Genomic DNA, 25,445 nt, shown 5'->3' with positions numbered 1-25,445 from the left:
TGACGTGTGAAGGAAGAGGGATATGCAGTGAGATTCAGTGTTTTGGCAAGCGGCAGCACGGGCAACGCCATCTACGTGGCGACCGACCGTGTTTCCGTGTTGATTGATGTGGGCATTACCGGAAAACAGACAGAGGCGGCCTTGCGGGAGATCGGGGTCAATCCGGGTGAGCTGGATGCCATTCTGGTTACCCATGAGCATGTGGACCATATCAAAGGCATTGGCGTGATGGCCCGCCGCTACAATCTGCCCATTTATGCCAACCAAAAGACGTGGGCCGAACTGGACAAACAGATCGGCACCATCCGGGAAGACCAAAGGTGCTACTTTGAAGTAGGGGAAAAGAAGGAACTGGAGGATTTGGGGATCGAGTCGTTCGGCATTTCCCACGACGCCGCCGAACCGATGGGGTTTTGCTTTTACCACGGCGGAAAAAAACTGAGTATCGCCACTGACCTGGGCTATGTCAGTGATCGGATCAAGCAGACGATTCGCGACGCGGACGCTTACATCTTTGAAGCGAACCACGATGTGGAGATGCTGCGCATGTCGCAGTATCCGTGGAGCATCAAACAGCGGATTTTAAGCGACGTGGGGCATCTCTCCAACGAGGCGGCCGGCGAGGCGCTGGGAGACTTTTTGAGCGGCCGTGCGGAGCGAGTCTACCTCGCCCACCTGAGCAAGGAAAACAACATGATCGATCTGGCGCGGCTCACGGTGAAAAGCGTCCTGGAGGAGCGGGGACTGAAAGTGGGCGACGACGTCCATCTGCGGGAGACCTACCCCGACCGGCCGACCCGATTGGAAGTGCTGTAGACACGCATAGTAACGAATGAGCCGATATTGGCGTGACTCACGGTTCTTGAGGAGCGGGGGAGAGCCGGACGATTTGTTGGATGCGGTGGTGCAGTTTGGCGTCCAACTCGTGCATGCTGCCGATCAGCTCGTCCTTGTTCAGCAGTCCCTTGGCCGCCAGCAGGTCCACCAACGCGTGCAGCAATAGCGCGTTCTGGTATCCTACATCCTGCAGGTCAGCCAGTTTGGCGATGACGTTTACGTCTTTCATGCCTATCAATCCTTTCTCGCAGCTCTGGGATTTCTCTGTGGAAAGTGTTACCTCCAGCATATCCGCGCCGCTTGCGATTTATGCCGGTTTTACGGTGTCGTTCCACAATCTTTCCATAATTCTCACGCGACTTTGCCGAAAACAGATCGTATACTGAAAGTGTCGCAATCGTATGTATACGTAGGCAAAAAAGCCGCTAAGCTAGTAAGTAGAGAAAGGAGAGCGAGAACCATGGGTTTTTATGATGATATAGCGCATGTGGAGCGTAAAAAGCGGAAGCCGGCGGGGCTCGGGCGGCTGATCATGACGTCGATCACCTCGGCTGTGATCGGCGGGATGGTCGTCCTCTTGATGCTCCCGACCCTCTCCAAATCGGGATACCTCTCCACAGTGGAGAAAGGCACGGCCAATGCCATGACCAATTCAGCGGCCAATCTGTTTACGCAGCCAATTTCCGTCGAGGTCAACACGGCGACGGTGCAGGCCGTGGAAAAAGTGGAAGATGCGGTCGTCGGCGTGATCAACGTCCGCCGGGTGGTCAACTGGTTCAACCAGGAGTCGCTGAAGCGCGATGAAGGATCTGGCGTTGTTTTTGAGAAAAAAGACGGCAAAGCGCACATCATTACCAACAACCACGTGATTGCCAATGCAGAAAGAGTGGAGGTCGTCCTCCCGTCCGGGGACAAGGTGGACGCAAAAGTATTGGGAGCCGACGCGTTTACAGACTTAGCCGTGCTGGAAATCGACGGCTCCAAGGTGACGAAGGTGGCGGAACTGGGCAACTCCAGCACGCTGAAAGTGGGCGAACCGGCGATCGCCATCGGCAACCCGCTTGGCATGGAGTTCTCCCGCACCGTTACACAGGGCATTATCAGTTCGCTGCAGCGCTCCATGCCGATTGACGTGGACAAGGACGGGCAGGATGACTGGGAGCTGGACGTCCTGCAGACGGACGCGGCGATCAACCCGGGGAACAGCGGCGGTGCGCTGGTCAACATCTACGGACAGGTAATCGGAATCAATACGCTGAAGATTTCCCAGGAAGGCATTGAGGGTCTGGGCTTTGCCATCCCGATCAACGACGTGAAGACGATTGTCGCCCAACTGATGCAGTACGGCCAATTGAAACGACCGTATCTGGGCATTGCGCCTTACGATTTGACCAACGTTCCCCGTTATCACTGGAAAGAGACGCTGAATCTGCCGGACAGCGTGAAAGCAGGCGTCGTCATTCGCGACGAAGTGACCAGATTCTCGCCGGCCGGTCAAGCTGGCCTGCGCATGTATGACGTCATCGTCAAGCTGGACGGCAAGGAAATCAACAACGCCGCCCAACTGCGCAAATACCTGACCCTGAACAAGAAGCCGGGTGACAAGATCGAAATCACCTACTACCGGGACGGCTTCCTGAAAACAACGACCGCCACTCTGGGCAATACGCCGGAGCGGTGACGTAGTTCCAACCGGACTGCTCAAGCAACTGCTTCCCAAAAAAACCAACAGCACGTTCTTCCCTAACGGGTGTCGACCGGATCGGCACCCGTTTTGCGTGACCATCCGCTCTCCGTAGCCTGCTGCTTGTGACCAAGTGCATGCAGTACCGTACATCGTGTTACAATGAAAGAAATGTGGAGCGAAAAGGAGACACCTTGTGCCCGGTCCCCCGCAGATGGGAGCGTCCGAGGCAAAGGGACGGATGTGGGATATGGAACTGTTTCAACAAATCGTTTCCCTCTTGACGATAGCCAACCTGCTGCTGGCGGCGATTCTCATCTTTATGGAGAGGCGCAACATTGCCGCCACCTGGGCGTGGCTGATGGTGTTGTTGTTTTTGCCCGGCCTGGGATTCGTGTTTTACCTGCTGTTTGGACAGAAATTGACGAGGCGGAAGCTGTACAGGCTGCGCGAAGGCGAGTTTTCCCGGTTTCAGGAGGCGGTGGAGCAGCAGATGCGGCAGCTGGAAAACGGAACGCTGTCCTTTCGCGATCCGGCCATGCGCGATCATCGGGATATGATCCTGATGAATGCGGCCAGTGACGCCGCGCTGCTGTCCCAGGACAACGCGGTCGAGGTGTTTACCGACGGCAGCAGCCTGTTTGACGCGCTGTTTCAGAGTATCGGCGAAGCGCGTGACCATATCCATATCACGACCTACATCCTTCGCAATGACGAACTGGGCAGACGGCTCATCCGGGCCCTGGCCGACAAGGCGCGGCAGGGAGTGGAGGTTCGACTGCTGTACGACGCGATCGGCTCCCACTTGTCTACCCGCTTCTTCCGCCCGCTGGTGAAGGAGGGCGGACAGGTGGCCGCGTTCTTCCCGTCGCGGATTCCCTACGTGAATATCTGGGTCAACTTCCGCAACCATCGGAAAATCGCCGTCATCGACGGCAGGACCGGCTTCATCGGCGGATTCAACATCGGCGACGAGTACCTGGGACTGCACAAACGGCTCGGCTACTGGCGGGACACCCATCTGAAGCTGACCGGCGGTGCCGTTCCCATGCTGCAGGCCCGCTTTTTCCTCGATTGGAACCTGTCCGCGACGCGGCGGATGGAGGAGCGACCGCGGTACTTCCCCGAACCGATCCCGGCCGGCAGCGTGGGCGTCCAGATCGTGTCCAGCGGTCCCAATTCGGAAAAGCAGCAAATCAAGCACGGCTACCTGAAAATGATCTACAAGGCAAAAAAGCGCATCTATGTGCAGACACCTTACCTGATCCCGGACGACAGCTTGCTGACGGCCTTGAAGATGGCAGCCATGTCCGGGGTCGACGTCCGGGTCATGATCCCCGGCCGCGCCGACCACAAACTGGTTTACTGGGCGTCCCAATCCTACATCGGCGAACTGTTGAAGAGCGGCGTCCGCTGCTTCCGGTACGACAAGGGCTTCCTGCACGCCAAAATGATGGTCGTCGACGGTGAAATCGCCTCGGTCGGCAGTGCCAACCTGGACATTCGCAGCTTCAAGATCAATTTTGAGACGAATGCCTTTCTGTTTGATACGGATTTGGCCACCCATCTTGAACAGATTTTCCGTCAGGACCTGGCCGTCTGTACGGAAGTGACCTTGGAGGCGTACGAGCAGCGGCCGGTTGTCGTCCGGCTGAAAGAGTCGCTGACGCGGCTGCTGTCGCCGATTCTGTAGGAAAGGCGGGCGGGATTCCGGACCATACCTGGCGATCCGGTCGGCCCGCCTCCTTTCGCGGGGAATGGCAGAGGCGTTTTTCCGGAACGGACAGCGTCAATTGACCTTTCCTGGAACTGGGGTAGAATAAGGACGGGTAACGAACAGGAAAAGGAGCGGAAACACATGGAGCAGAAGACCAGAAACACAAACGAACAGCCTACCGCACAAACGATCCGCATCGCGGGAACAGAGGTGGAACTGCATCCGGCACACCCGGTGCGGTTTGCCTGCATGGAGCACGTCGACCAGGAGATCGACGAGTACGTGGATCAATTTGAGGCGGCGCCGGATACGTATCGGGCCGAGGAAGTGGAAGGCGGCCCCCTGGACAAGCGCTGCCGGGTGTGCGGTGCCGAGGGCAAAATTGCTCTCCTGCGCGTGAAAGGAATGTAGCCCATGAACATTACCGTGGTCGCCGTGGGCAAGCTGAAAGAAAAATACCTGCGTGAAGGAATCAATGAATACAGCAAGCGCCTCTCCGCCTACTGCAAGCTGCAGGTGGTGGAGGTGGCCGACGAAAAAGCGCCGGAAGTGCTCAGCGAAGTCGAGATGGAGCAGGTGAAGCGCAAGGAGGGCGAGCGCATCCTCGCCCAGCTCAAACCAGATCAGTACGTGATCGCGCTCGCCATCGAAGGGCAGATGTGGTCGTCCGAGAAGCTGGCCAGCGAGCTGGACCGCCTGGCCACGTACGGCAAAAGCCAGGTGGCGTTTGTCATCGGCGGCTCGCTGGGCCTCTCGCCGGAGGTGCTGAAGCGGGCGGACGTGCTGCTGTCGTTTTCCAAGATGACGTTTCCCCATCAACTGGTGCGGTTGATCCTGCTGGAGCAGGTGTATCGGGCGTATCGGATCAACCGGGGAGAGCCTTACCACAAGTAACGGAAGCGGTTACGATGAAGTAACCAGATTATCGAATGTAGCATGGACCTAGATCGTCATCAGGCAATCACTCAAAAGGAGGCCTAAGATGAACGAATCCTCACTTGATCTTGAACTCTTTGAGAAGTTAAAGCCGGAGTTGACATCGTTCTGCTATAGGATGTTGGGATCGATCGTAGACGCGGATGATGCAGTTCAGGAAACCTACATTCGCGCTTGGCGGAGTTGGGATTCATTCAGACAACAATCTTCGCGCAAAACGTGGATCTACCGCATCGCGTCAAACGTATGTATAGACAAGCTGAGGCAAGCCAAACGCCGTGCCCTTCCTGTTGACATATTTGACCCGGCTGTTTCGATCATCGAGCCTCGCGAGACGTTGCCTGAATCGTCATGGATCTGGCCTGCTCCAGATTTTGCAGGTGACCCGGAACATGTTGTGCTGCGGAAAGATACGCTTCAACTTTGCTTTCTTGCCCTTCTGCAAACACTACCTCCCCGTCAACGTGCAGTACTTATTTTGAAGGATGTATTCGAGTGGTCTGCAAGGCAGATTGTAGAGGCGCTAGGGATAACACCTGCAGCCGTTAACAGTGCCTTGCAAAGAGCGAGAGAGACGATGGACCGGGCCGAGCTTCGCTCCGAAGAGCTCTGCATGATGGATGCTGAACCGGACCAAGAGCTGCTCTCGCGGTATGTGGATGCTTTTGAACAATTTGATATTGATGCGCTGGTGGCGTTGTTTCATGAAGACGGGTGCCTGTCCATGCCGCCTTTCGAGATGTGGGTCCGCGGCAAGGACAATCTGTTCAAGTTTTTTACCGCAACTCGTTGGCATTGCGAAGGCTCCCGACTATTGCCGATTACGGTGAATGGCGGTTATCCTGCATTTGCGCAATATATGCCAAGTGACAATAAGTCCGTCCTGGTTCCCTGGGGCATTCATGTTCTGGTAATAAAAGAGGGTAAAATTTTGCACACCCAAAATTTTATTCACGCAAAATTATTTACTCGCTTTGGGCTTCCCGAACAAATACACCGATGAATTTCAGAAGCTTATTTCGTCTAATGATATGAGAAACAAAAATCCGATTCTGATGAAATGAGGTGTACGTTAAAATGGGAACCAGCAAACCAAAGAAAGCAACCGTACGGGCAGTCATTCAGGCGCCGGTGGAAAAGGTCTGGAAGTATTGGACCGAGCCGGAACACATCACGAAGTGGAATCAGGCTTCGGATGATTGGCATGCGCCAAGAGCGGAAAATGATTTGCGGGTCGGCGGCAAGTTTGTTACCAGGATGGAAGCGAAAGATGGCAGTATGGGCTTTGATTTTGGGGGAACATACGATGTCGTGAAATTACATGAGGAAATCTCATACACAATGGGGGATGGGAGAAAAGTTGAGATCATCTTCACTGCCCGAGGAAACGAAACCGAGGTCGTCGAAACGTTCGATGCGGAAGACATTCACCCCGTTGAGTATCAGCAAGCAGGCTGGCAATCGATTCTGGACAATTTTAAAAAATATACGGAAACTCACTAATATCTGCTGGCGTCCAATCGGGCGCCATTCTTATTTGCTTTGGTGTGACACGCTGAGGCATATCACAAGTGATTGTAAAGCGGAAAATGGAACCGGCTCAACCTGTATTTGATGCCCTATTGAAATTTGAAAAAAAGGAAGCGGTCGATGTGAAGAAAACTGATCGGATGTTGGCCATCGTGATTGAGCTGCAGCGTAAAGGCGTGCTGCGCGCTGAGGATTTGGCTTGCAAGTTCGAGACGAGTATCCGCACGATTTACCGTGACATTCAGGCGCTAAGCGAAGCGGGTGTTCCGGTAGCCGGTGCGCCGGGAATAGGCTACTCCTTAATGGAGGGCTATTTTCTTCCTCCTGTCAGCTTTACAGAGGAAGAAGCGGTAGCGCTGCTCATCGGAGCTGATTTCGTAAAAATGGGGCTGGATGCTGAGTACGCCGCGAAGGCCCGCAGTGCGAAAGAGAAGATCGAGGCGATTTTACCGGAGAAAGTACGAAAGGAGACCGAACGGATCAGATCGACGATTCGACTGCTGAATGAAAAAGGGTCGAAAGTGCGCGGGCAGGAAAAGGAGACGTTCGAACAGTTGCGCCAGGCGATTCTGCGGAAGCGCAAGATCCGTTTCCGCTACTCCAAAAACTTGCCGGGTCCGGACGGAAATCGCCATAGCGAACGAACGGTTGATCCTTACGGGCTTGTTTTTTCCAAAGGGGTGTGGATCCTTGTTGCGTTCTGTGAGCTGAGGCAGGACATCCGGCACTTTCGGCTGTCTCGCATAAAAGAGCTTGTTGTACTGGAAGACTCGTTCAGAATCGTTCCGGGTTTTAGCTTTCAGGATCATCGGCCGATAGACGATCGAAATGTGACGGTCCGCATGTTGGTGGACCATGCCATCGCGGATCGGGTTCAGGAATCGGACAATTTCTACATGGAGTCGTTCGAGCCGGGAGAAGAAGGCTGGCTGGCGACGTTTCGCGTCCGGCGGGTGGAGGACCTCCTTCAATGGACGCTCGGATGGGGTGCAGCGGTGCGTGTGCTGGAACCGGAATCGCTGCGCGAACAGGTGCGCGAAGAAATCAAAAAAATGATCGAACGCTACTGACAAACTGTTGTCAGTAGCGTTTTTGTATGCTGGATTCAACTAAAGCTGAAAGGAGCCGGGTTTGGCGATGGATACGAAAGAGACGTTGAGCAAATTTGAGGAGACTGTCAGCGGTTATATGCGAGAATTGGATGGCTTGACTCTTGAACAACTGCTTTGGAAGCCGGCGGAGGACGAATGGTCGCTTGGTCAGATGTACATGCACCTGATCCGTTCCGCGCAATTGCATTTGAGGAACGTCGCATTGTGCCTTGAACCGGGAGGCAGCCCGGAAGTCTCACAGGCGGGAAAGACGAAGTGGGGAGAGGATCTGTTCAAGGGGGAGAGCTTCCCGCCTGAGCGAATCCAACTCCCCCCGTCCCCGCAATATACGCCGCCGCAACCGGAGAGCAAGGAACAACTTGTCGCCGGATTGCAGGATACGCTGCGTCGAATGGTCGAGATTGAACCCATAGTAGCGTCGGTGTTTGATCCGGTTGCCCAGAGGCAATCAGAACCGGGTAAGGAGATCGTTCGAAATACGGTTCTCCATCCGCGATTTGGCGGATTAAACGCGTTGGAATGGTTTCGGCTTATCGAGATGCATTATCGCCATCATTTACTCCAAAAGCAGCACCTGTGCGACGCTTGGAGGGAAGCTCATGGATGAGCCCGGAATGGAAAGCGGAAAGCCTTCTTACTGGATAGGCGTAGCTTCGAAGTCGCATGTGCAGCGGGCGGTTAGTGTGGCAAACGGAATTGGGGCTACTCGTTCCGTATCAGCCACTTTGCGATAAGCGTGAAGCTTTCTTGATGATCGCGAAAGCAATGCAAGCGGCCATCCAATAAAGGATGGCCATGCCTTTTAAAATGACATTTAGGTACGATCCCGGAACTAATTTTTCACCCCATTTTCTGTTACAACAGTATTTGAAAGTAATCCGTTAAAAGGTTTCTTTTCTTTGATTTCCAGAGAATCCGACGATAACACAAATAATGAATCCTCTACGGAGGAGGATAAGATTAATTCATGGTTCGTTATATGAAAATCGTCGGCAAGCAGCGGAATGGAATGACTAGTTACAGATTTCGTATTTGTATCAACGATAGTTAGTATCCTTCCAAAGAAGCTGGTGATGTCAAAATGAAGAATATACAATTTGTCTTTGAATAACTTCAGTTTATATGGAGCTGGAGGCACTTTTACATGTGATAATTTTTCCAGTGTATCCGCTCTGTAAATTACCAAATTTGTATGCCTTGGATTAAATAATCCAACGTACACGTTTTTATCATCGGCGTCAAGGGAGCGTGCCGCTTGCCCATCCAGATTGATTGTGAGTGTTTTATATGTTATCAAATCAATTTTGTGGAGATAGCTATCCTGTTCGTTTAACATTTCATTTGCTGTAACATATAAACGATCGTTGTGAAACACTGCGTTTGTTATTAATCCCTTTAGACTTATTGTTTTGATGATGTTCATTGATTCATTATTGATGATAACAACTTTTCCGTTTACCCCATCCTCAACACAAAGAACAGCAGTGAAATTGTTTGTCAACGCCGACTTTATTTTGACCCACCATCGCCGGTTTAGAATTGACCCACCCGGCGATTTTTTGTTGGTTAGGTGGTAGAGGGGGAGCCGTAGGCTCCAGTCCTCATCTTCTCACGAAGTCGGTAACTATTCCCCCTAATATTGACGATGTGGGAATGGTGTAAGAGCCGATCCAGGATAGCCGTAGCAAGTATCGGATCGCCCATCAGTTCCCCCCATTCACCGAAACTCTTGTTGCTGGTCAACAGAATACTCCCTCTCTCGTATCTTGCACTTACTACCTGGAAAAAGAGGTTAGCTGCCAAACTGTCAAACGGTAAGTAACCAATTTCGTCAATAATCAGGAGCTTTGGTCGAATATAGATGCGTAGGCGTTTATCCAGCCTGTTTTCCGTGTAAGCTTTTCGCAGATCTTCGATGAGTTGCGAGAGACTGACAAAGTAAACGGATATCCCTTGCGAGATGGCTTCTACAGCCAACGCCACCGCCAGATGACTTTTTCCTACTCCGGGAGGCCCTAAGAACAAGACATTCTCGTGTCGGGTTACAAAAGTCATCGTGGCCAGCTCTCGAATCAACCGTTCGTCAATGCTGGGTTGGAAAGCAAAATCGAACTCCTCTAGTGTTTTTCGGTAAGGCAAGTGTGCAAGTTTGGTGCGTACCTCCATATTCCGTTTTTGACGTTCCGCTATCTCGGCATCAAGGAGCGTGTTAAGAAAGGACAGATAGGTGGGCTGTCCATGACTTGCCGCTTCCAAGTGAGCATCCAAGAGGAGAGCTGCTTGCTGAAGCCCAAGTTCCTCGAGGCGTAGCCGTGCTTGTTCCAGTTCAATCATGCTCCCACCCCTGTTAGCTGCTCATAGACATCCAGCGAACGTACTTCCACTTGCTGCGATGAAATCTGTCGGGCTTGCGGACGTGGATAGGCATATCCTTGAGCGGTCGAAAGACCTGCATACTGGTTTTCGCAAAAAACAGTTGTGCGGGATCGATAGACCTTTTGGTGTCGAGCAATACATGTGCCGTCGGCCCAGATTTCCACCCACCCATTCACTTCTCGAACGGTTACCTCACGTCCACTGTACCTCCATGGAACTCCATATCGTACACCATCGTAGCTAACAAATCCGTCTCGGCTGACCTGTCTTGGTTCATGCAAGTATTTTTCCCACCGTTCAGCTGAAGGGATGGGCGACAGTTTTTCCTCACGGAGTCGGTCAAAGGGACGTTCGCCGGTTGTTCCATGAATACGGCGGTTAATCCGCTCGCACCAGTGTAGGGCTTGTTGATTGAGATCCTGTAAATCAACGAAGCGTTTGCCAGGAAGAAAGTTGTTTTTTACGTATTGAACGCCTCGTTCCACTTTTCCCTTTGTTTCGGGGCGTCGAACTTTGCATACTTTTGGAACAAGCCCAATCGCTGCAGCAAAGTCGGCAAAAAGCGGATGCCAGCGAGGTTTTCGATCATCTTCCATGCCCAGTACGACGGTTTTCATCTGGTCGGTCAGCATTACCTTTGGGATGCCCCCAAAATATTCAAAAGCATGAATCAAGCAACGAAGAAAGCTGTGAATGTCACAACGCTTAGTGAACTCTATATAGGTGGAACGAGAGTACCCCAATACCATGACAAATACCGGCACTTTTCGGACTGTACCGTCCAAATCTACGTAATCACACAGTCCCCAGTCGACCTGTGCGTATTCACCAGGTTTCGTCTCGTAACGAAGAACAGCGGGAACTTGTTTGGGAGGACGGAAGTCCTTCACATAGTCTTTCAAGATGGTACGTCCCCCGGTATACCCCTTTTCTCGTAGAAGATCGAATAAAACCTCGCAGTTATAGATACCTTCTTGAAGACGTTCCTGCAGGAACGGTTTATACGGATCAAGCTTGGAACCACGAGATTTACGGGTTCCCTTTTCGGGGGAGAATTCACCCCGGAGATATCGGCGAACTGTATTTCGAGAATGCCCCGTTAGACGGGCAATTTCACGAATACTCTTGCCTTCTGCCCTCATGGTATGTAACGATATCACTATCCCACTCCTTAGCATGTGTCTCCCTCCGAAGATTAACTTGGCCGTTAATTACGAAGGGGATATATTCGCTATGGGTGGGTCATTTTCTTTCCGGCGAACCTGGGTCAATTATATCCCGGCGGTGACATTGTTATCCGAATGAACTACTCTGATTGGAGAAGGTAGGTCATTATACGTATAGACGATTTTGTTCCCCTGAAGCACATATACTTGGTTTCCACCTTCTTCTATGGGCACCCACATCCGACTATTTTTATCAATTGATAAATGGGTTGACAGCCCACGGATTTTCTTTTGAACATGATTTGACATGGAAGAGACAATAACATTGTTTCCATATTTCTTTAGCCCGTAAATCTTTTCTTCTGCAGGATTGATGGCGTAATCTTTGTTTGTATCATTTAGCCATAAATAGAAAATCACCACCCCCAGTATCAAAATGATCATATTCTTACATTTCTTCACGTCGAACTCATCCTTTCAACAAATAAAGGCAAAAAGAAGGATAACATCTGTTTGTTTCCTTCTTTTTGCTGTGGGGGTTTTTACCTCAATTGTCTTGTTATAAATATTTTTCCGTTTCCTTCGCTTATTCTTTTGTAATTTTACCACCTGCTGGATTTCTGTCAATTTCAGTAAACAGTCCTTATCGATAATTGCACTTATGTATCGCCTATAGGTAAAATATAAGAAATGTTAAAAAAGGAGATTTCTTCAATGAGTTTGATTCGGGATCAGATGTAACGAATAGCCTTTCGCCCCAAAGCCCGAGGACCTCCATATGATTCTACTCTATATCTTAATGCAAAAAATTGAGAGCATATGGAGGATGAAAAGATGAGTAAGCCTGTAATGAACGTAGCATTGGTATGCGGACCTGATTGCGATATGGAAGTCCACGCAATCCGAGCTACTCTGGAGTATTTTGGTGCAAGAGTGTTTACGTATTGGGTCGGCAGACCATATGATCTGATTGATATTCTGTCCGGTAAGGATCTGTATCCGAATACGGATACGATCGTTCTTTGCTTTCATGGCGAGGAAGGCCAATTGATTATGCCAGAGCTGGAAGAAAGCGTCTATGAACCAGGAGAACCCAAGGGTAACTTTGGGCCGGAGGAGATCAGACGATTTGCCAGACTGGCAGGGAAAACAGTAATCAGCACAGGGTGCTCAGCAGGAAACGTAGAGACGGCACAAGCATTTCTCGACAGCGGTTGCGAAATCTATATTGGGCCCAATGATTATCCGGATGGAAATGACGCGCTCATGTTTGTGCTGAGGCTTTTCTACGATCTCATTCAGAACAATCGAAGCGTAAAGGAAGCTTTCCAAAACGCCAAGTCTCTGGACGCGGAGATGGATATGTTTCAGCTATATGAAAACGCGCAGCAATCTGGTAGAAAATGAGACGTGTGTAGATCAATAGCTTGCCGAAGATTGCAGATAAACTCCCTCGCCGAACAATTGGCGGGGGAGTTTTATCTTGTGCCACGGGTGTAAGCAGCGCAGGTGTCGCTCGCATACATGGTTAAAATTGTACGGCCCCTTGCCCAGGAGCTGTCTTCACATTGGGCAGAAAAATATGTGCATCATGCACATATTTCGTGCTATACTCAATTATGTGCAAAACGCACATAATTTGAGCGAAAGAAGGGTGAAATTACGATGAGGGCAGCGATCGTGAAGGAGAAGGGAACACCTCCTGTACTGGGCCATTTTGATCCCCCCGTTGTGACAGAGGGGCACGTTGTCGTTAACGTTTCGGCAGCAGCCTTGAGTCGAGTGAGTAAGTTCCGTTCACTCGGCATGCATTACTCCTCTGAAGGTAACTTTCCAATGGTGGCCGGTATGGATGGCGTTGGGACCTTGGAAGATGGGACTCGTGTCTACTTTGCAATGCCTGCATGGCCTTATGGCAGTTTGGCTGAACAAACCATGGTGAGTGAAAAGCTGATTGTCCATTTGCCGGACGGTGTTGATGACGTAACTGCGGCCGCGATAGCCAACCCGGCGATGTCATCATGGGCGGCGTTGGTATTTCGAGCGGGCTTCAAGTCCGGGCAAACGGTTTTGATTAATGGAGCCACGGGGGCATCAGGCAGCTTGGCGGTTCAGATAGCCAAGGGGCTGGGAGCCAGGAAGATTATTGCAACCGGGCGCAGTGAAGCGAAATTACAAGCGCTTGAAGCCGATACAGTCATTTCATTTGATATGACAGCAGAGAACGGACAAACCAGCTTTGAACATGCTCTCATGCCCGTTATGGCTGAAGGCGTTGATGTTGTATTGGATTACCTTTGGGGCGACAGTGCAATCGCCATCATGTCAGCTGTTGCCAAGGTAAATACGGATCGTGCAACCCGCTTCGTGAGCATTGGCACTGCATCTGGTCAAGAAAGCATACCGTTGCCTTCATCAATTCTGCGTGCATCAACCATTGAACTGGCAGGCAGCGGGGGCAAGAGCGTTTCAAAAGCAGATATGTTGTCTGCGGTAAAAGGGGTTTTTGAGATGGCCGCCAAGGGCAAATTAACCATTTCCACAACGGAGTTTGCTTTGGAAGATATCGAAGCTGCTTGGAACGCTCCATTGACGCCCCGCCCGGTGGTTACGGTATAATAAATGGCATGGAACGTGAAATTTTCAAAGCGCTAATCGATATCGTTTCCCTTCTCAATCGGCCGGATCGTGATCTGGAAATGATTGCCAAGACGGGTATGAATCTGGAGGCAGCTGCCTTCCGCGTCCTGGTGGGGATCGCCCATCTCCAATCAACGAGTGTTGGAGAATTGGCTGCCATGATGGGGAAAAGTTATTCGAGTGTCAGTCGGCAAATTGACAAGTTGGAGAATGCCGGGTTGGTTCATACGTATCCGTCACGTTCGGATTCGCGCATACGCGTGTCTGAATTGACAAAACACGGGGAGGAAATCATTGCAATCATCAACCGTACCCGTGAGCGCATGATGCAAGAGGCTTTGGCTGAATGGACTCCGGAGGATAAAGAAAGCTTGTTGATGAATTTAAGACGTCTATACCAAACGATGAAGCGGCTAGACTAGCTCCTCTTGTGCAAATCGTGATGCAAGACAGCCCTTGTTGCGGATGAAGGTCCGTTACAGGGGCTGTTTTTTTGCTGCCGGCTTTGTTGACCCGCCTGTGTGCTTGAGTGATATTGACATATCGAAAAATGTAGATATAATAAAAGCCATGGATCCAATTGAAGTATTCAAGGCGTTGTCGAACGAGTCGAGGTTACAGATTTTACAGTGGCTGAAGGAGCCCGAAAAACATTTTGTGCCCCACGAAGGAGTGGATATGAGGGAAGTCGGGGTGTGTGTCAGTCAAGTGACGGAGAAGTTGAACATGACACAGTCGACGGTTTCGCAGTATTTGTCCATTCTGCAGCGGGCCGGACTGATTCGAACCAATCGGATCGGCAAATACACGTACTACAAACGAAACGAAGAGAAAATAAAAGAAATAGCTGATTACTTACATCAGACGCTCTAGTCTGAACTGAATACCTCAACCGTATTCAGTTTTTATTTGGCCAAACAAATCGACATATCGCGATATGTATATTCGATAAAAGTTGTTGCATTGGTACCTATTCGAACAAAAAAGGAGAAGTGAACGCAATGTCTAACACGTGGAGAGTCTATTTATTGGCGTTGGTTACTTTTTTGGTGGGTACATCCGAGTATGTTATTTCCGGCATCCTGGATAAGATCTCGAATACGATGGGGATTTCCGTTACTTCTGCGGGGCAGTTGGTCACGATCTTTTCACTTGTGTACGCCATCGGCACCCCGATCCTGATGGCGTTGACGGCGAAGGTGGAAAGGCAAAAACTGCTGGTTTGGGCGATGGGTGCCTTCGTAATCGGGAACATTCTCTCTTTCGTTTTGTCTGGCTATGCATCGTTTCTCGCGGCTCGCGTCATCATGGCTCTGGGCGCGGGAATGGTCGTGGTAACCGCTTTGGACATCGCCGCGAAAATTGCTGTCCCAGGCAAACAAGCCAGCGCGATTGCTACCGTGGTCATGGGCTTTACCGCTTCCCTGATTATCGGCGTGCCTCTTGGACGTATCGTTGCAGCACAATTCGGATGGCAGTCTGTTTTTGGCATATTGGCACTGGCCGGTCTGGTGGCGATGTTCATCCTGTATGCCATCCTCCCCGAGTTCAGGGAGATAAACCGATGCCGCTGTCCAAGCAACTGGCCTTCCTGAAAAACGGAAACGTAGCGCTGGGGCTTACGATTACCTTTTTCTGGCTCGGCGGATACTCGGTCGCCTACACCTACATTTCACCGTATCTGCTGGATGTGGCTGGATTGAAAGAAGGAATGCTGAGCGGAGTGCTGTTGGCGTTCGGCATCGCTAGCCTGGTCGGTTCCAAATTCGGCGGCTTCAGTGCGGACAAATGGGGGGTATTCCCGACGCTGTCAGGGGGAATGCTCTTGCATGTCATAGCGCTGCTTCTCCTCTCGCTAACCGTTACCTACACGCACTCGTGGCTGCCGATTGTCATCCTTCTGATCTTGTGGTCGTTTTCGGCATGGTCTTCCGGTCCAACGCAACAAGTCAATCTGGTGCGGATTGAACCGAATTATTCGGGAATCATGCTGAGCCTGAACCAATCCATGATGCAGCTGTCCATGGCTGCGGGTGCTGCAATCGGAGGCGTTATGGTCGACCGGGTGTCTCTGTCGTCCATTACATGGGCGGGGATGGTCGGAGTCGCGATTGCGATCGTGGTGGTGTCGTTCTTAAGGATGCGAATGAGTGCCGGCAGTCAAGGTGCCGGACAGTATCCTGGATGAAGTCTAAATGACTGTAGTGCATCATCTTCTGGTTTTCGGAAGATGATGCATTTTAACTACATGACGCGAGGATGCGGATAAGTGGTGGTGGAAGCAAAATAGTTTACAACATTTATTCGCATGGTTCGTCTCTGATCCCGGAACATTCGTTTTATACAATTGATAAGGGATTCAAAATTATTAATATAATAATCGCAGTATTTGGACCAGATGATGAAAATACCGTTCGTCATGGTTCATGGATTTATCACCTGGATATGTTTGATATGGGGATTTATGAAATGGAGCGACGAGCCTTATCAGTGGTCATGAGATAGTGCGGTAAATTGGTGAAAACCAATAAAATGTGACCACCCTCAACATAATACCAATAATTTACATGATTTACTACTTTTTTTGCGCCTGCTTTACTTACGTTAAATGTATCCAAGCCATCTCTAGCACTTTTGAGATTCAGTTAAACGAATTGACCGCCCGATAAAGACGCCGCCCAATCCACCACTGGATAGCCGAGCTTCAAAGTGAGACCACACAGGAGATCCTGCACAATCTTGACAGAAAGACGATAAAGATTTATGTTTGTTTTGGAATGAACGTTTCAAAACAGAACAGGAGGTGAGCATTTGCGCCCAAAAGAGTTTGATCCAGATGATGTAGTGGATGCAGCCATGCAAGTTTTTTGGCAACGAGGCTATACTGCGACCTCGATTCAAGATTTGGTGGAAGGCACTGAACTGGGACGAAGCAGTATTTATAATGCCTTTGGCAGCAAACACGAACTTTATAAGCATACGCTTCGCCGATATCAGGAGTTGAAGGCATCGCAAATTGCGGTGCTGTCCGGACCCGGTTCAGTAAAAGAGCGCGTTAGGCTGCTATTGATGGATGTCGTCGAGGAAGAGCTTGGCAAAGAAAAAGGACTCGGATGCATGACTGCCAACGCAGCACTAGAGCTTGCAAGTCATGATTCCGAAATCGCTGCTATTGTGGCGCAAAACTTTAAAGAATTGGAATCCGCATTATACGAGGCATTTTCTCGTGCCCAAGAAAACGGTGAAATTGCTTCAGACAAGAATGCTCGCGCACTGTCTCGCTTCATACTGAATACGATTCAAGGGTTGCGCGTATTAAGCAAAGGATATATTGGGCATAACCGGCGTCAACTGTTGCTTGATGTGGTGGATGTTGCAATTCAGGCGCTTTAAAGGCGGATTGAGCAGAGCATCTCTGCATCCAACTGGAAAAACCTGCATTACCTTGCAGGAATTTTTTTGCAACGTTTTGTAATGATCGTTCCAAAACATAATGGCGTGAAGCATGTTCGACATGCGGAGCCCTTTTTCCCAAAAGGAGGTTTTTAAAATGAAATTACATCGAAAAACGATCACCGTACTTGGCACCGGCATCATTGGTGCACCAGTGGCTCGTAATTTACAGAAGCATGGTTTTTCCGTGCGTGTATGGAATCGGACACGTGGCAAGGCAGAGGCGCTTGCATCATCCGGTGTGGATGTATTTGAATCGCCACGGGAAGCTGTGCAGGATGCGGATATTATCATTACGCTGCTTAAGGATGGAGCGTCCGTGCTGGATGTGATGGAAAGCGCTGCTTCCGGTTTGTCCAAAGGAGCTATCTGGATTCAGATGAGTACGGTCGGCATCAAAGCGATCGATGAATTGGCGGTCTTCGCCGAGCAGCGCGGGCTCAGGTTGTTTGACGCCCCCATTCAGGGCACCCGTCAACCAGCGGAACAGGGACAACTTGTCATCATGGCATCCGGACCAACTGAAGATCGGGATACCGTACAGCCGGTGTTTGACGCGATCGGCAAACGGACAGTGTGGGTGTCAGAGCGGATTGGAGCGGCCAGCCGTCTCAAGCTGGCATTGAACAGCTGGGCGTTTGCGTTGACGCATGGTGTCGCTGAAAGCTTGGCAATAGCCAAGGGGCTTGGCGTCGATCCGGCGTTGGTAGTGGATGTCGTGAAAGGCGGACCTATGGACAGCGCATTTTTTCAGTCGAAAGCTGCTTTAATACTTGCAGATGATTACCCTGTCAGTTTTTCGATTGCGAATGCGCTCAAAGACGCCCAACTGGTTATGGAAGCTGTTGAGCAGGCTGGCATCACTGCGGATGTTGCCGCTGCCGGGCTAGAGAGATTCCGACGCGCGTTCGAAGCGGGCCATTCAGAGAAGGATATGGCTGCATCCGGATTGGTGTGAGTAGAGCTATGAACAATGTCAAAAATAATGAATGTACTGGCATTGACTTTCAGGATGCACCTGCTGCAGATCAGCTTCCCGTTTTGCGACTTCTGGCGTTTACAATGGCCGGTTTTATCGCCATATTGACCGAAACGATGCCGGCGGGGTTGCTGCCGCAAATCGGCAGGGACTTTGGCATCTCAGAGGCGTTGTCGGGTCAACTTGTGTCGCTCTATGCTTTTGGCTCGGTGGTGGCGGCAATTCCGATTATAGCCGCGACACGCAGCTGGCGCAGAAAACATGCATTGTTACTGGCAGTCGGAGGCTTGTTTCTTTTCAACGCTGTAACTGCATTGGCCACTGACTATTTCGTGACATTAGGAGCTCGATTCGTTGCGGGCATGGCCGCAGCGTTGACCTGGGGACTGCTTGCCGGTTACGCGCGAAGAATGGTGCCGTATCATCTACAGGGGCGTGCATTGGCGATTGTGGGAGTCGGTCAGCCTATCGCCTTATCTCTAGGCGTGCCGCTTGGTACCTGGCTTGGTACGTTACTCGATTGGCGGGTTATCTTTGGAATGATTTCAATGCTTACGCTTGCCCTTTTCGTATGGATACTTGCTGCAGTGCCCGATTATCCAGGGCAAGCGTACCAACAACGGCAGCCCATTCGCAAAGTTTTCATGCTTCCTGGGATCCGCTCGGTATTGTTTGTCGTTTTTGTATGGATTTTGGCTCACAACATCCTCTATACCTACATTGCGCCATTTATGGCTCACGTCGGGCTCGTGGATCGTTTGGACCTCATCCTGCTAATCTTTGGCTGCTCATCTATAATCGGGATTTGGATTATCGGCCTGTTTATAGACGTACGGCTTCGTTTCCTGACACTTATTAGCCTTGCTGGGTTCGCATTGGTATCAACCATAATGGGGATTGCTGGCGAAGCACATGCGATAACCTATCTAGGCGTATCTATTTGGGGCTTGACTTTCGGGGGCGCACCGACGTTACTGCAGACGGCCATAGCGGATGCAGCAGGGGAGGGAGCTGATGTGGCGCAATCCATGCTGGTGACCATCTTTAACCTTGCAGTGGCCGGAGGTGGCGTCATTGGCGGTCTCCTGCTGGATCACACAGGAGCGGGATCAATTCCTTGGGCCGTTGCACTGCTTAGCCTGATCACCTTGTTCACGGTATGGAAAGGCAAGACTTACGCTTTTAAGCCTGAACGCCGTTCATTCGGATAGCTTCAAATTGATGAATGTTTCCCTTCTCGCCAAGGGGTTAGAGGGCAAGGGATTTGAGGGCTGCGACAGGTTTAGCCGCAAGCAACCTGTGGCAGCCATTGTTTTTCTCGTTTCACGGTAATGTGATATGGACGGAAAGAAATAGAATAAATATCAGCCTTTCCGGACAAGCTGAATGTAGTCTGTCACCAAAATCAAAACAACATGAAATCATTAGTAGGTGATCCTGTTGGCAAAACAATCCTCCCAATATTGGGCGCTGATTTTATTTTCAATCGGCGTATTTATGGCACAGCTTGATAACGGGATTATCAGTTCAGCGCTTACCACCATTAATCGTCATTTCGATGTGAGCGATAACTGGGGCGCCTGGGGGATTACCATTTACACGCTGGGTTTAGCGATCAGCTTGCCGATTGTGGGCAAACTTTCCGACAGGTATGGCAGAAAAAAACTATTTATTATCGAAATCGCCTTGTTCGGCATCGGTTCGTTGTTGGTAGCGCTTAGCCCCTCGTTTAGCTTTTATTTGGCTGCACGCTTCATTCAAGCTCTTGGCGGCGGCGGCATCTTCATTATCGGCAACTCGCATATTTTAAGCACGGTTGAGCCGGCGAAGCAGGCCAAATATTTGGGGCTGTTAGGCGCGATGAACGGGGTGGCCGCTATATTGGGACCGAACATCGGTTCATTCTTGCTTGACGTAACAGGGAATTGGCATATTTTATTTCTCATCAACGTGCCGATTGCCATTGGATTGTTCATTTTGGCAATCATGCGGCTGGTGGAATCGTCTGATCCCAGTCCTGGCCGTTTGGATCTGGTGGGAACCGTCATTTTATCGTTTGCCATCTTGTCGCTTATGTATGGCTTGACAAACATCGAAATCGATTTCTGGACAAGCCTTGCCCAACCGGAAGTGTTCGGTTTTCTCGGTGCCGGAATCGGATTGTTTGTCGTTTTGTTCATGTATGAGGCCGCATTCGCGCGCAAGCAAAATGGCGATCCGATCTTACCATTGTATTTAATCAAGCAGCCCCGCTTCTTGCTGGTCCTTGTCATTGGTGCATTATCTGGCGGAATTTTGGCAGCGATGATTTTCATCCCTGGTTTCACAGAAAATGTACTGGGCATTCCGGCGGAAAAATCGGGTTACTGGATGACGCCGCTGGCACTGGCATCAGGTGTAGGTGCCGGATTGGGGGGTGCACTCGTATCGAAACGAGGTCCTGTATTTACGGTGATCATCTCTGGACTCCTCGCATCGGTCGGGTTTGCCTTGTTTCCTTTCTGGATTGAAACGAAATGGCAGTTTGTCATATCCAGCATGGTTGCCGGTATCGGAATCGGTGTCATCTTAGGCGCACCGTTAAACATTCTGGCGACAGAAGGGTTACGATCCAATAAAGGTTCGGCCCTTGCGTCCTTATCACTGCTTCGCCAGGTTGGCATGACCATAGCGCCAACCGTTTACGCAGGCTTTATTGCCCGCGGCTACAACAATATGGGGGAACTGTTCAAGACGGATTTTCCCGATATCCTGCAAGACAACATCGCCAAGGCCAACTTGTCACAGCAGGCACTTGGCGAGTTGGCGCAAATTGGACAGCGGATGGCTTCCGAAGCGGATTCATTCGACGCCAATCAATTGAATGAAATCATTCGCTCCATCCAAGATCCAGCATTAAAGGAAGTGATCCTGGCCAGTGTGTCGGAAGTGACAAAAAGGGCTGCAGAAATCGGTTACGGTGGGCTGTACGGGTCTGCGGCAGTGTTAAGTGTGCTCGTCATCCTCGTTTCGCTTATCTTGGCACCCTTGCGCAAAAAGGTTTCCGCATCAAGTCAATAAAACTACGATGGTACGCAGGCACTGCATATCAGCCTGAAAAGAGGCACCGCGATTGGATGCCTCTTCTTTTTTGTTTCTTTTCGAGGAGGCAGTTGAGCAGCTGTTGGACATACTATTCCCAAAAAGGGGGATAACGTATGGACGAGAAACAGCGACAGCGCGTCATCCGGGAATTGAACAGGTTTTTGCAAGGAAGGTATATGGGCATCCATCAATACGAGTACCTGATTTCACATGCCAAGGAGCCGAAAGTAAGGGAGCTGCTGCAAGAGTTCCAGCAACATGCCAAACTGGGCGCGCAGAAAATTGCCAAACGCATTCAGGATTTGGGCGGTCAGGCAGTAGATGGTGTGGGCGTTATGGGCGAGTTGAGGGAATGGATGCAAACATTTCGGGAGCCGCCGCAGAATTCAAGGGACATTCTGCATGACGCGCTGCTCGGTGAGAACAAATACGGCATTCACTTCTCGCACAGAATGGTAGCCGGTGACCTGGATGAGGAAAGCAAGCGAATTGTGGATACGGTGCTGGAGGAAGACCAAAAGCGCGTCGATCAGCTGAAGAAACATCTGCAGTTGTTACCAACTCCCTGACGTCAACATAAGCGGAGCAACCCCTATCACCGCGTCGATATCACCAGATGAACGAGGACTTCCACAAAGGAGGCGCCTTCCAAGGGGCGGCTCTTTTTTCTGCTTTCATTTGTCAAAAAATTTTGGATAGAATGAAGAAGAGTGGGACGTGAGGAGGATGGAGAGAAAATGCATGAACACCTGGTGAAATGGTTTACTCCATCGCAAGGACTGCCGGTATCCGGCCGGAGTTCCGTCCAGTACCGGGAGTATTCGCCGAGTCCGTCTTTACGGCCGCATATTGCCTGCTACTGGAGTGTGACAACACGTGCTGAAGATGACACAGGTGAATTCGACGACATTCTCGTCATCCCTGACGGATGTTTTGACTTCGTGTTTACCGTATCCCGTCATCGTACGGTTTCCGGACATCTGTCCGGGGTGATGGAGTCCGCCTTCACCATCTATCCGGGTCCTGACACCGCATGGTTTGGGGTCCGCTTTCGTCCGGGAGGAGCCGTGCCATTTCTTCGCTCGCCGCTGTCCCTGTATCGCGGCGGGAGCTCCCCGTCCCTGACCGAACTGTTCGGAGACGGTGCGCTGCGTCTGTTGGATCGGCTGGCGGACGCGGAGGACCTGCCGACACGGATTCGGGTGTTGGACGCGGCTTTGCAGCAGCGGCTTTCGGTTTCCCCTGACGAACCGTTCGATCCGCTCGTCGCCAACGTGTTGCATGAGATGTACCGCCATTCCGGGAATGTTCGGATTCATGAACTGGCCGCCCGCGAAGCGGTGAGCCCCCGGCAATTGTTGCGGCGGTTTGAAATGTGGACAGGCTGCAGCCCCAAACAGTTTTGTCGCGTCGTACGGTTTCAACGAGCCGTTGATTTGATCGCCAAAAGCACAGGCCAGATCCAGGGGGCTGACTTGGCGTATCAATGCGGGTATGCCGATCAGGCGCACTTTGTCCGGGATTTCAGCGCACTCGCGGGCATGTCTCCCGGACATTACATCAGGCGAGCGAGCATGTCCGATTTGTTCAATACGGACAGGTCATATCCGGCCTATCATCGTATTGAAACGAGTGAGGAGGCTGAGTTTGCCAATGAAACTGGATAACGTACGATTGCTGGTAACCCGTTTTGATGAGTGCTTTACCTTTTATCACGAAAAGCTGGGTTTCCCGGTCCTGTGGGGCGAATTGGGCGGGGGATATGCCAGTTTTGGCACGGCGGAAAGCCAATTCGCGATCTTCTCTCGCAGCGAAATGGCTGAGGCTGTAGGTACAGACCATCTCCCGGCCGCTTCGGATGCCCAGGATCAATTTGCGTTGATTGTGAGGGTGAACGATCTTGACGCAACCGCAGCCCGCTTAAAAGCGGAAGGCATCTCCATGATTACAGACGTTCAGGACCGTCCAGGCTGGGGAATTCGCACCGCACACCTGCGGGACCCGGATGGAAACCTGATTGAACTGATAGAATCGCTTCCCGCTGAATCGTGGGATGAAGGGCTTCGGAAAGCTGACGAAAAATACCAAAAACAGCAAACGTCATAAGGCGGTTGGGCTCAAATCCGGGAGGGTTTCGAAAGCCGAGACCGTCAGGAAAGAGGTGTCTCGCAGGGGGCACCTCTTTCCAATGTCATAGGGATTTGGGTAGAATAAAATTATAAGGAAAAAATAGGAATACAGTCGGCAATTAGATTATAAGGAGACTCCTTTCATGAGTGCAGTTAAACAAGGGCATCTATTTAAAAATAAATGGTTTGCGATATATTTTATCGCCTCATTTTTTTCCAAGATCGGAAGTCAAATCTACCTGTTTGCGTTGCCCTGGCTGTTGTTTGAAATGACCGGTTCCGTAGGTTGGATGAGTACGATGTGGGCAGTTGAAATGCTGCCTTTTGTCCTGGTCGGTCCATTCTTGGGGGTTTTCGTTGATCGATGGGATCGTCGAAAAGTATTGATCTGGTCCGATTTTGCCAGGATGATTTTGGTCTGCTTGATTCCCTTGTTGTATAAGGTGGGATTGCTGAATGTTATCTGGCTCTTTGTAATTGGGTTTTGTCTGTCGATCTTCATGATCATGTTTGATTTGGTGTCAGACTTTTCAGTCATTCCGCAATTGGTAGCAAGAGAACAACTTACCGCTGCAAACTCCTTGTATCGGTCAATGGACAATATCACGACCATGTTGGGACCGGTTATCGCAGGCGCGCTCGTGGGATTGGTCGGAACGGTCGAGTCGCTGTATATTGATGGTCTCTCGTATTTATTCACATTGATTGTCGTGACCATCCTGCCCATCACGCTGCAGAACGAAAAAGCCAGGACACGCATGACATGGCAAACCGTTTTCCTTGACATTAAGGAAGGGATCACGTTTTTATTCCGCTCGGAGATTCTTTGGGTGTTGGCCTTCATTGGAGGGCTCAGCAATTTGGCTGTCGGAGCACTGCACACGGTGATGAGATTTTATTTGGCAAACGAACTGCATAACGCTTTGTTGGTGGGAACGATGTATTCGGTTATTGGCATTATGACGACAATCGGGTCTGTTTGCGCGCCGCTGATATTAAAACGCATGCCGATCGGCCGAGCGATTATCCACGTCTCGAATGCAATGTTTATCGGCGGCTGCATCATGGTAATCCCGACAGGATGGTTCATGCCTTTGATCGGCTACGGCATTATTACCATGGCTGCAACGATTCGCGTCGTCTATACTTTTACGATCCGTCAGTTGGAAATACCAAATGAATTTATGGGACGGATTAATGCTGCATTTCGCATGATTTTAACGGTATCTTTCCCGTTATCGGCCTTGCTGCTTGGCGGGTTGGCCGATGCATACGGGACGAGGATCGCGTTCATGTGCACTGCCTTTATCTTGCTAATCGTGTCCATTTGTCTTGCACGTTCCAACGTTCGTGCGTATGAGATCAAAAGCAGTGAGGAAAGGAACACGACCTTAGAGAACACAATCTAAAGGTATAACTGGATGACAAATGGTTCTGTACTTGTCCAGCTTAAATGGGGGATGATTGCATTCAAAAAACACCGGAAGCAACATATTCATGGGTCAGGATGCATCACTGTTTATTCTTGATGCTCAAAAGTAGTTGGCAGGCAAAACAACATTCGCAAACAAACATACTCGCCTTACCCCTTGTCAGAAGCCGGGGTAAGGCTAGTTTTTTTGGGTGTTTTCAGCCTCTCGCAAGCAACTACCCATCATTACCAGCCCCCAAATGGAGAATCCCCATCAGTTTATAGTAGATATTTGCAACCATAGGTATCATAATAGAGTATGATGGTCGAATTTTGACGGTGTGTTCCGAGGTGGGGGGCCTTCCTTTTGTAATGTCTATGCAGGAGCGCC

At 50.6% G+C, this 25,445-nt stretch carries 26 protein-coding genes and 1 pseudogene; 22 read left to right on the top strand and 5 right to left on the bottom strand.

What is annotated here, in order from left to right; translation table 11 throughout:
• Positions 1 to 27 precede the first annotated feature (27 nt).
• Entirely contained in the window at positions 28 to 816 is a 789-nt protein-coding gene (locus tag IRT44_RS05075) for an MBL fold metallo-hydrolase (protein ID WP_171563933.1), read from the top strand.
• A gap of 37 nt (positions 817 to 853) precedes the next feature.
• Here IRT44_RS05075 and IRT44_RS05070 read toward each other — a convergent pair whose 3' ends face one another.
• Positions 854 to 1,066 carry a hypothetical protein gene (locus IRT44_RS05070; protein WP_230077574.1) on the bottom strand — a complete coding sequence of 71 codons (213 nt, stop codon included), beginning with the start codon at positions 1,064 to 1,066 and terminating at the stop codon, positions 854 to 856.
• 231 nt (positions 1,067 to 1,297) lie between these two features.
• Here IRT44_RS05070 and IRT44_RS05065 point away from each other — a divergent pair, with 231 nt between their 5' ends.
• The 8 genes from IRT44_RS05065 (at position 1,298) to IRT44_RS05030 (ending at position 8,423) form a co-directional block, all read left to right on the top strand.
• The gene (locus IRT44_RS05065) at positions 1,298 to 2,518 is read left to right on the top strand and encodes a S1C family serine protease (protein ID WP_171563935.1); all 1,221 of its coding nucleotides are present in this window, start codon (positions 1,298 to 1,300) and stop codon (positions 2,516 to 2,518) included.
• A 253-nt stretch (positions 2,519 to 2,771) separates the two neighbouring features.
• Positions 2,772 to 4,214 (top strand): cardiolipin synthase, encoded by a 1,443-nt coding sequence (gene cls / locus IRT44_RS05060; RefSeq protein ID WP_212133349.1) that lies wholly within the window; start codon positions 2,772 to 2,774, stop codon positions 4,212 to 4,214.
• A gap of 165 nt (positions 4,215 to 4,379) precedes the next feature.
• Positions 4,380 to 4,649, top strand: coding sequence for a CxxH/CxxC protein (locus IRT44_RS05055; protein ID WP_171563937.1), 270 nt, complete (start codon positions 4,380 to 4,382; stop codon positions 4,647 to 4,649).
• A gap of 3 nt (positions 4,650 to 4,652) precedes the next feature.
• Complete coding sequence (gene rlmH, locus IRT44_RS05050; RefSeq protein WP_171563938.1) at positions 4,653 to 5,132, top strand: 23S rRNA (pseudouridine(1915)-N(3))-methyltransferase RlmH; 480 nt, start codon at positions 4,653 to 4,655, stop codon at positions 5,130 to 5,132.
• Positions 5,133 to 5,184: 52 nt separating this feature from the next.
• On the top strand, positions 5,185 to 6,177 hold the full coding sequence (locus IRT44_RS05045) for a sigma-70 family RNA polymerase sigma factor (RefSeq protein ID WP_326838948.1): 993 nt from the start codon (positions 5,185 to 5,187) through the stop codon (positions 6,175 to 6,177).
• A 74-nt stretch (positions 6,178 to 6,251) separates the two neighbouring features.
• Positions 6,252 to 6,677 carry an SRPBCC family protein gene (locus IRT44_RS05040; RefSeq protein ID WP_212133333.1) on the top strand — a complete coding sequence of 142 codons (426 nt, stop codon included), beginning with the start codon at positions 6,252 to 6,254 and terminating at the stop codon, positions 6,675 to 6,677.
• A 149-nt stretch (positions 6,678 to 6,826) separates the two neighbouring features.
• Positions 6,827 to 7,774, top strand: a complete 948-nt coding sequence (locus IRT44_RS05035; RefSeq protein ID WP_212133332.1) for a helix-turn-helix transcriptional regulator — start codon at positions 6,827 to 6,829, stop codon at positions 7,772 to 7,774.
• Positions 7,775 to 7,841: 67 nt separating this feature from the next.
• The gene (locus tag IRT44_RS05030; protein WP_212133331.1) at positions 7,842 to 8,423 is read left to right on the top strand and encodes a DinB family protein; all 582 of its coding nucleotides are present in this window, start codon (positions 7,842 to 7,844) and stop codon (positions 8,421 to 8,423) included.
• 225 nt (positions 8,424 to 8,648) lie between these two features.
• On the opposite strand, the gene IRT44_RS05025 is transcribed toward IRT44_RS05030, so the two are convergent.
• The 4 genes from IRT44_RS05025 to IRT44_RS05010 all read right to left on the bottom strand — a co-directional run bounded on the left by IRT44_RS05025 (position 8,649) and on the right by IRT44_RS05010 (position 11,820).
• Positions 8,649 to 9,317 (bottom strand): YncE family protein, encoded by a 669-nt coding sequence (locus IRT44_RS05025; protein ID WP_230077572.1) that lies wholly within the window; start codon positions 9,315 to 9,317, stop codon positions 8,649 to 8,651.
• A gap of 65 nt (positions 9,318 to 9,382) precedes the next feature.
• Positions 9,383 to 10,150, bottom strand: a complete 768-nt coding sequence (gene istB, locus IRT44_RS05020) for an IS21-like element helper ATPase IstB (protein WP_230076768.1) — start codon at positions 10,148 to 10,150, stop codon at positions 9,383 to 9,385.
• Positions 10,147 to 11,370: an IS21 family transposase gene (gene istA / locus IRT44_RS05015; RefSeq protein WP_230076769.1), complete on the bottom strand. Its 1,224-nt coding sequence runs from the start codon at positions 11,368 to 11,370 to the stop codon at positions 10,147 to 10,149. Before istA ends, istB begins: the two co-directional genes overlap by 4 nt.
• Positions 11,371 to 11,463: 93 nt before the next feature.
• Positions 11,464 to 11,820 carry a hypothetical protein gene (locus tag IRT44_RS05010; RefSeq protein ID WP_230077571.1) on the bottom strand — a complete coding sequence of 119 codons (357 nt, stop codon included), beginning with the start codon at positions 11,818 to 11,820 and terminating at the stop codon, positions 11,464 to 11,466.
• Between the two features lie 372 nt (positions 11,821 to 12,192).
• On the opposite strand from IRT44_RS05010, the gene IRT44_RS05005 reads away from it, so the two are divergent.
• From IRT44_RS05005 to IRT44_RS04945, 13 genes and pseudogenes are all read left to right on the top strand, one after another.
• A complete protein-coding gene (locus tag IRT44_RS05005; RefSeq protein WP_171563941.1) occupies positions 12,193 to 12,765 on the top strand; it encodes a delta-aminolevulinic acid dehydratase in 573 nt (190 codons plus the stop codon).
• Positions 12,766 to 13,023: 258 nt separating this feature from the next.
• A complete protein-coding gene (locus IRT44_RS05000) occupies positions 13,024 to 13,977 on the top strand; it encodes a quinone oxidoreductase family protein (protein ID WP_230077570.1) in 954 nt (317 codons plus the stop codon).
• Positions 13,978 to 13,985: 8 nt separating this feature from the next.
• A complete protein-coding gene (locus IRT44_RS04995) occupies positions 13,986 to 14,420 on the top strand; it encodes a MarR family winged helix-turn-helix transcriptional regulator (RefSeq protein WP_230077569.1) in 435 nt (144 codons plus the stop codon).
• Positions 14,421 to 14,568: 148 nt separating this feature from the next.
• Positions 14,569 to 14,871, top strand: a complete 303-nt coding sequence (locus IRT44_RS04990; protein ID WP_171563944.1) for an ArsR/SmtB family transcription factor — start codon at positions 14,569 to 14,571, stop codon at positions 14,869 to 14,871.
• A 128-nt stretch (positions 14,872 to 14,999) separates the two neighbouring features.
• Positions 15,000 to 16,186, top strand: a pseudogene (locus IRT44_RS04985) (MFS transporter).
• A gap of 623 nt (positions 16,187 to 16,809) precedes the next feature.
• Entirely contained in the window at positions 16,810 to 17,391 is a 582-nt protein-coding gene (locus tag IRT44_RS04980; protein WP_171563946.1) for a TetR/AcrR family transcriptional regulator, read from the top strand.
• Positions 17,392 to 17,503: 112 nt separating this feature from the next.
• Positions 17,504 to 18,409, top strand: a complete 906-nt coding sequence (locus tag IRT44_RS04975; protein ID WP_326838941.1) for an NAD(P)-dependent oxidoreductase — start codon at positions 17,504 to 17,506, stop codon at positions 18,407 to 18,409.
• An 8-nt stretch (positions 18,410 to 18,417) separates the two neighbouring features.
• Positions 18,418 to 19,641, top strand: a complete 1,224-nt coding sequence (locus IRT44_RS04970; RefSeq protein ID WP_171563947.1) for an MFS transporter — start codon at positions 18,418 to 18,420, stop codon at positions 19,639 to 19,641.
• Between the two features lie 226 nt (positions 19,642 to 19,867).
• The gene (locus IRT44_RS04965; RefSeq protein WP_212133146.1) at positions 19,868 to 21,490 is read left to right on the top strand and encodes an MFS transporter; all 1,623 of its coding nucleotides are present in this window, start codon (positions 19,868 to 19,870) and stop codon (positions 21,488 to 21,490) included.
• A 137-nt stretch (positions 21,491 to 21,627) separates the two neighbouring features.
• On the top strand, positions 21,628 to 22,083 hold the full coding sequence (locus IRT44_RS04960; protein WP_230077567.1) for a ferritin-like domain-containing protein: 456 nt from the start codon (positions 21,628 to 21,630) through the stop codon (positions 22,081 to 22,083).
• 168 nt (positions 22,084 to 22,251) lie between these two features.
• Entirely contained in the window at positions 22,252 to 23,181 is a 930-nt protein-coding gene (locus IRT44_RS04955; protein ID WP_230077566.1) for a helix-turn-helix domain-containing protein, read from the top strand.
• Complete coding sequence (locus IRT44_RS04950) at positions 23,168 to 23,620, top strand: VOC family protein (protein ID WP_230077565.1); 453 nt, start codon at positions 23,168 to 23,170, stop codon at positions 23,618 to 23,620. The genes IRT44_RS04955 and IRT44_RS04950 overlap by 14 nt, the downstream gene beginning before the upstream one ends.
• A gap of 166 nt (positions 23,621 to 23,786) precedes the next feature.
• The gene (locus tag IRT44_RS04945) at positions 23,787 to 25,052 is read left to right on the top strand and encodes an MFS transporter (RefSeq protein ID WP_230077564.1); all 1,266 of its coding nucleotides are present in this window, start codon (positions 23,787 to 23,789) and stop codon (positions 25,050 to 25,052) included.
• Positions 25,053 to 25,445: the final 393 nt, after the last annotated feature.

Origin of the sequence: Brevibacillus sedimenti, from assembly GCF_020923495.1 — a bacterium.
In the GTDB taxonomy this organism is placed as follows: domain Bacteria; phylum Bacillota; class Bacilli; order Brevibacillales; family Brevibacillaceae; genus Brevibacillus; species Brevibacillus aydinogluensis.
This window is presented reverse-complemented; position numbering and strand designations above follow the sequence as displayed.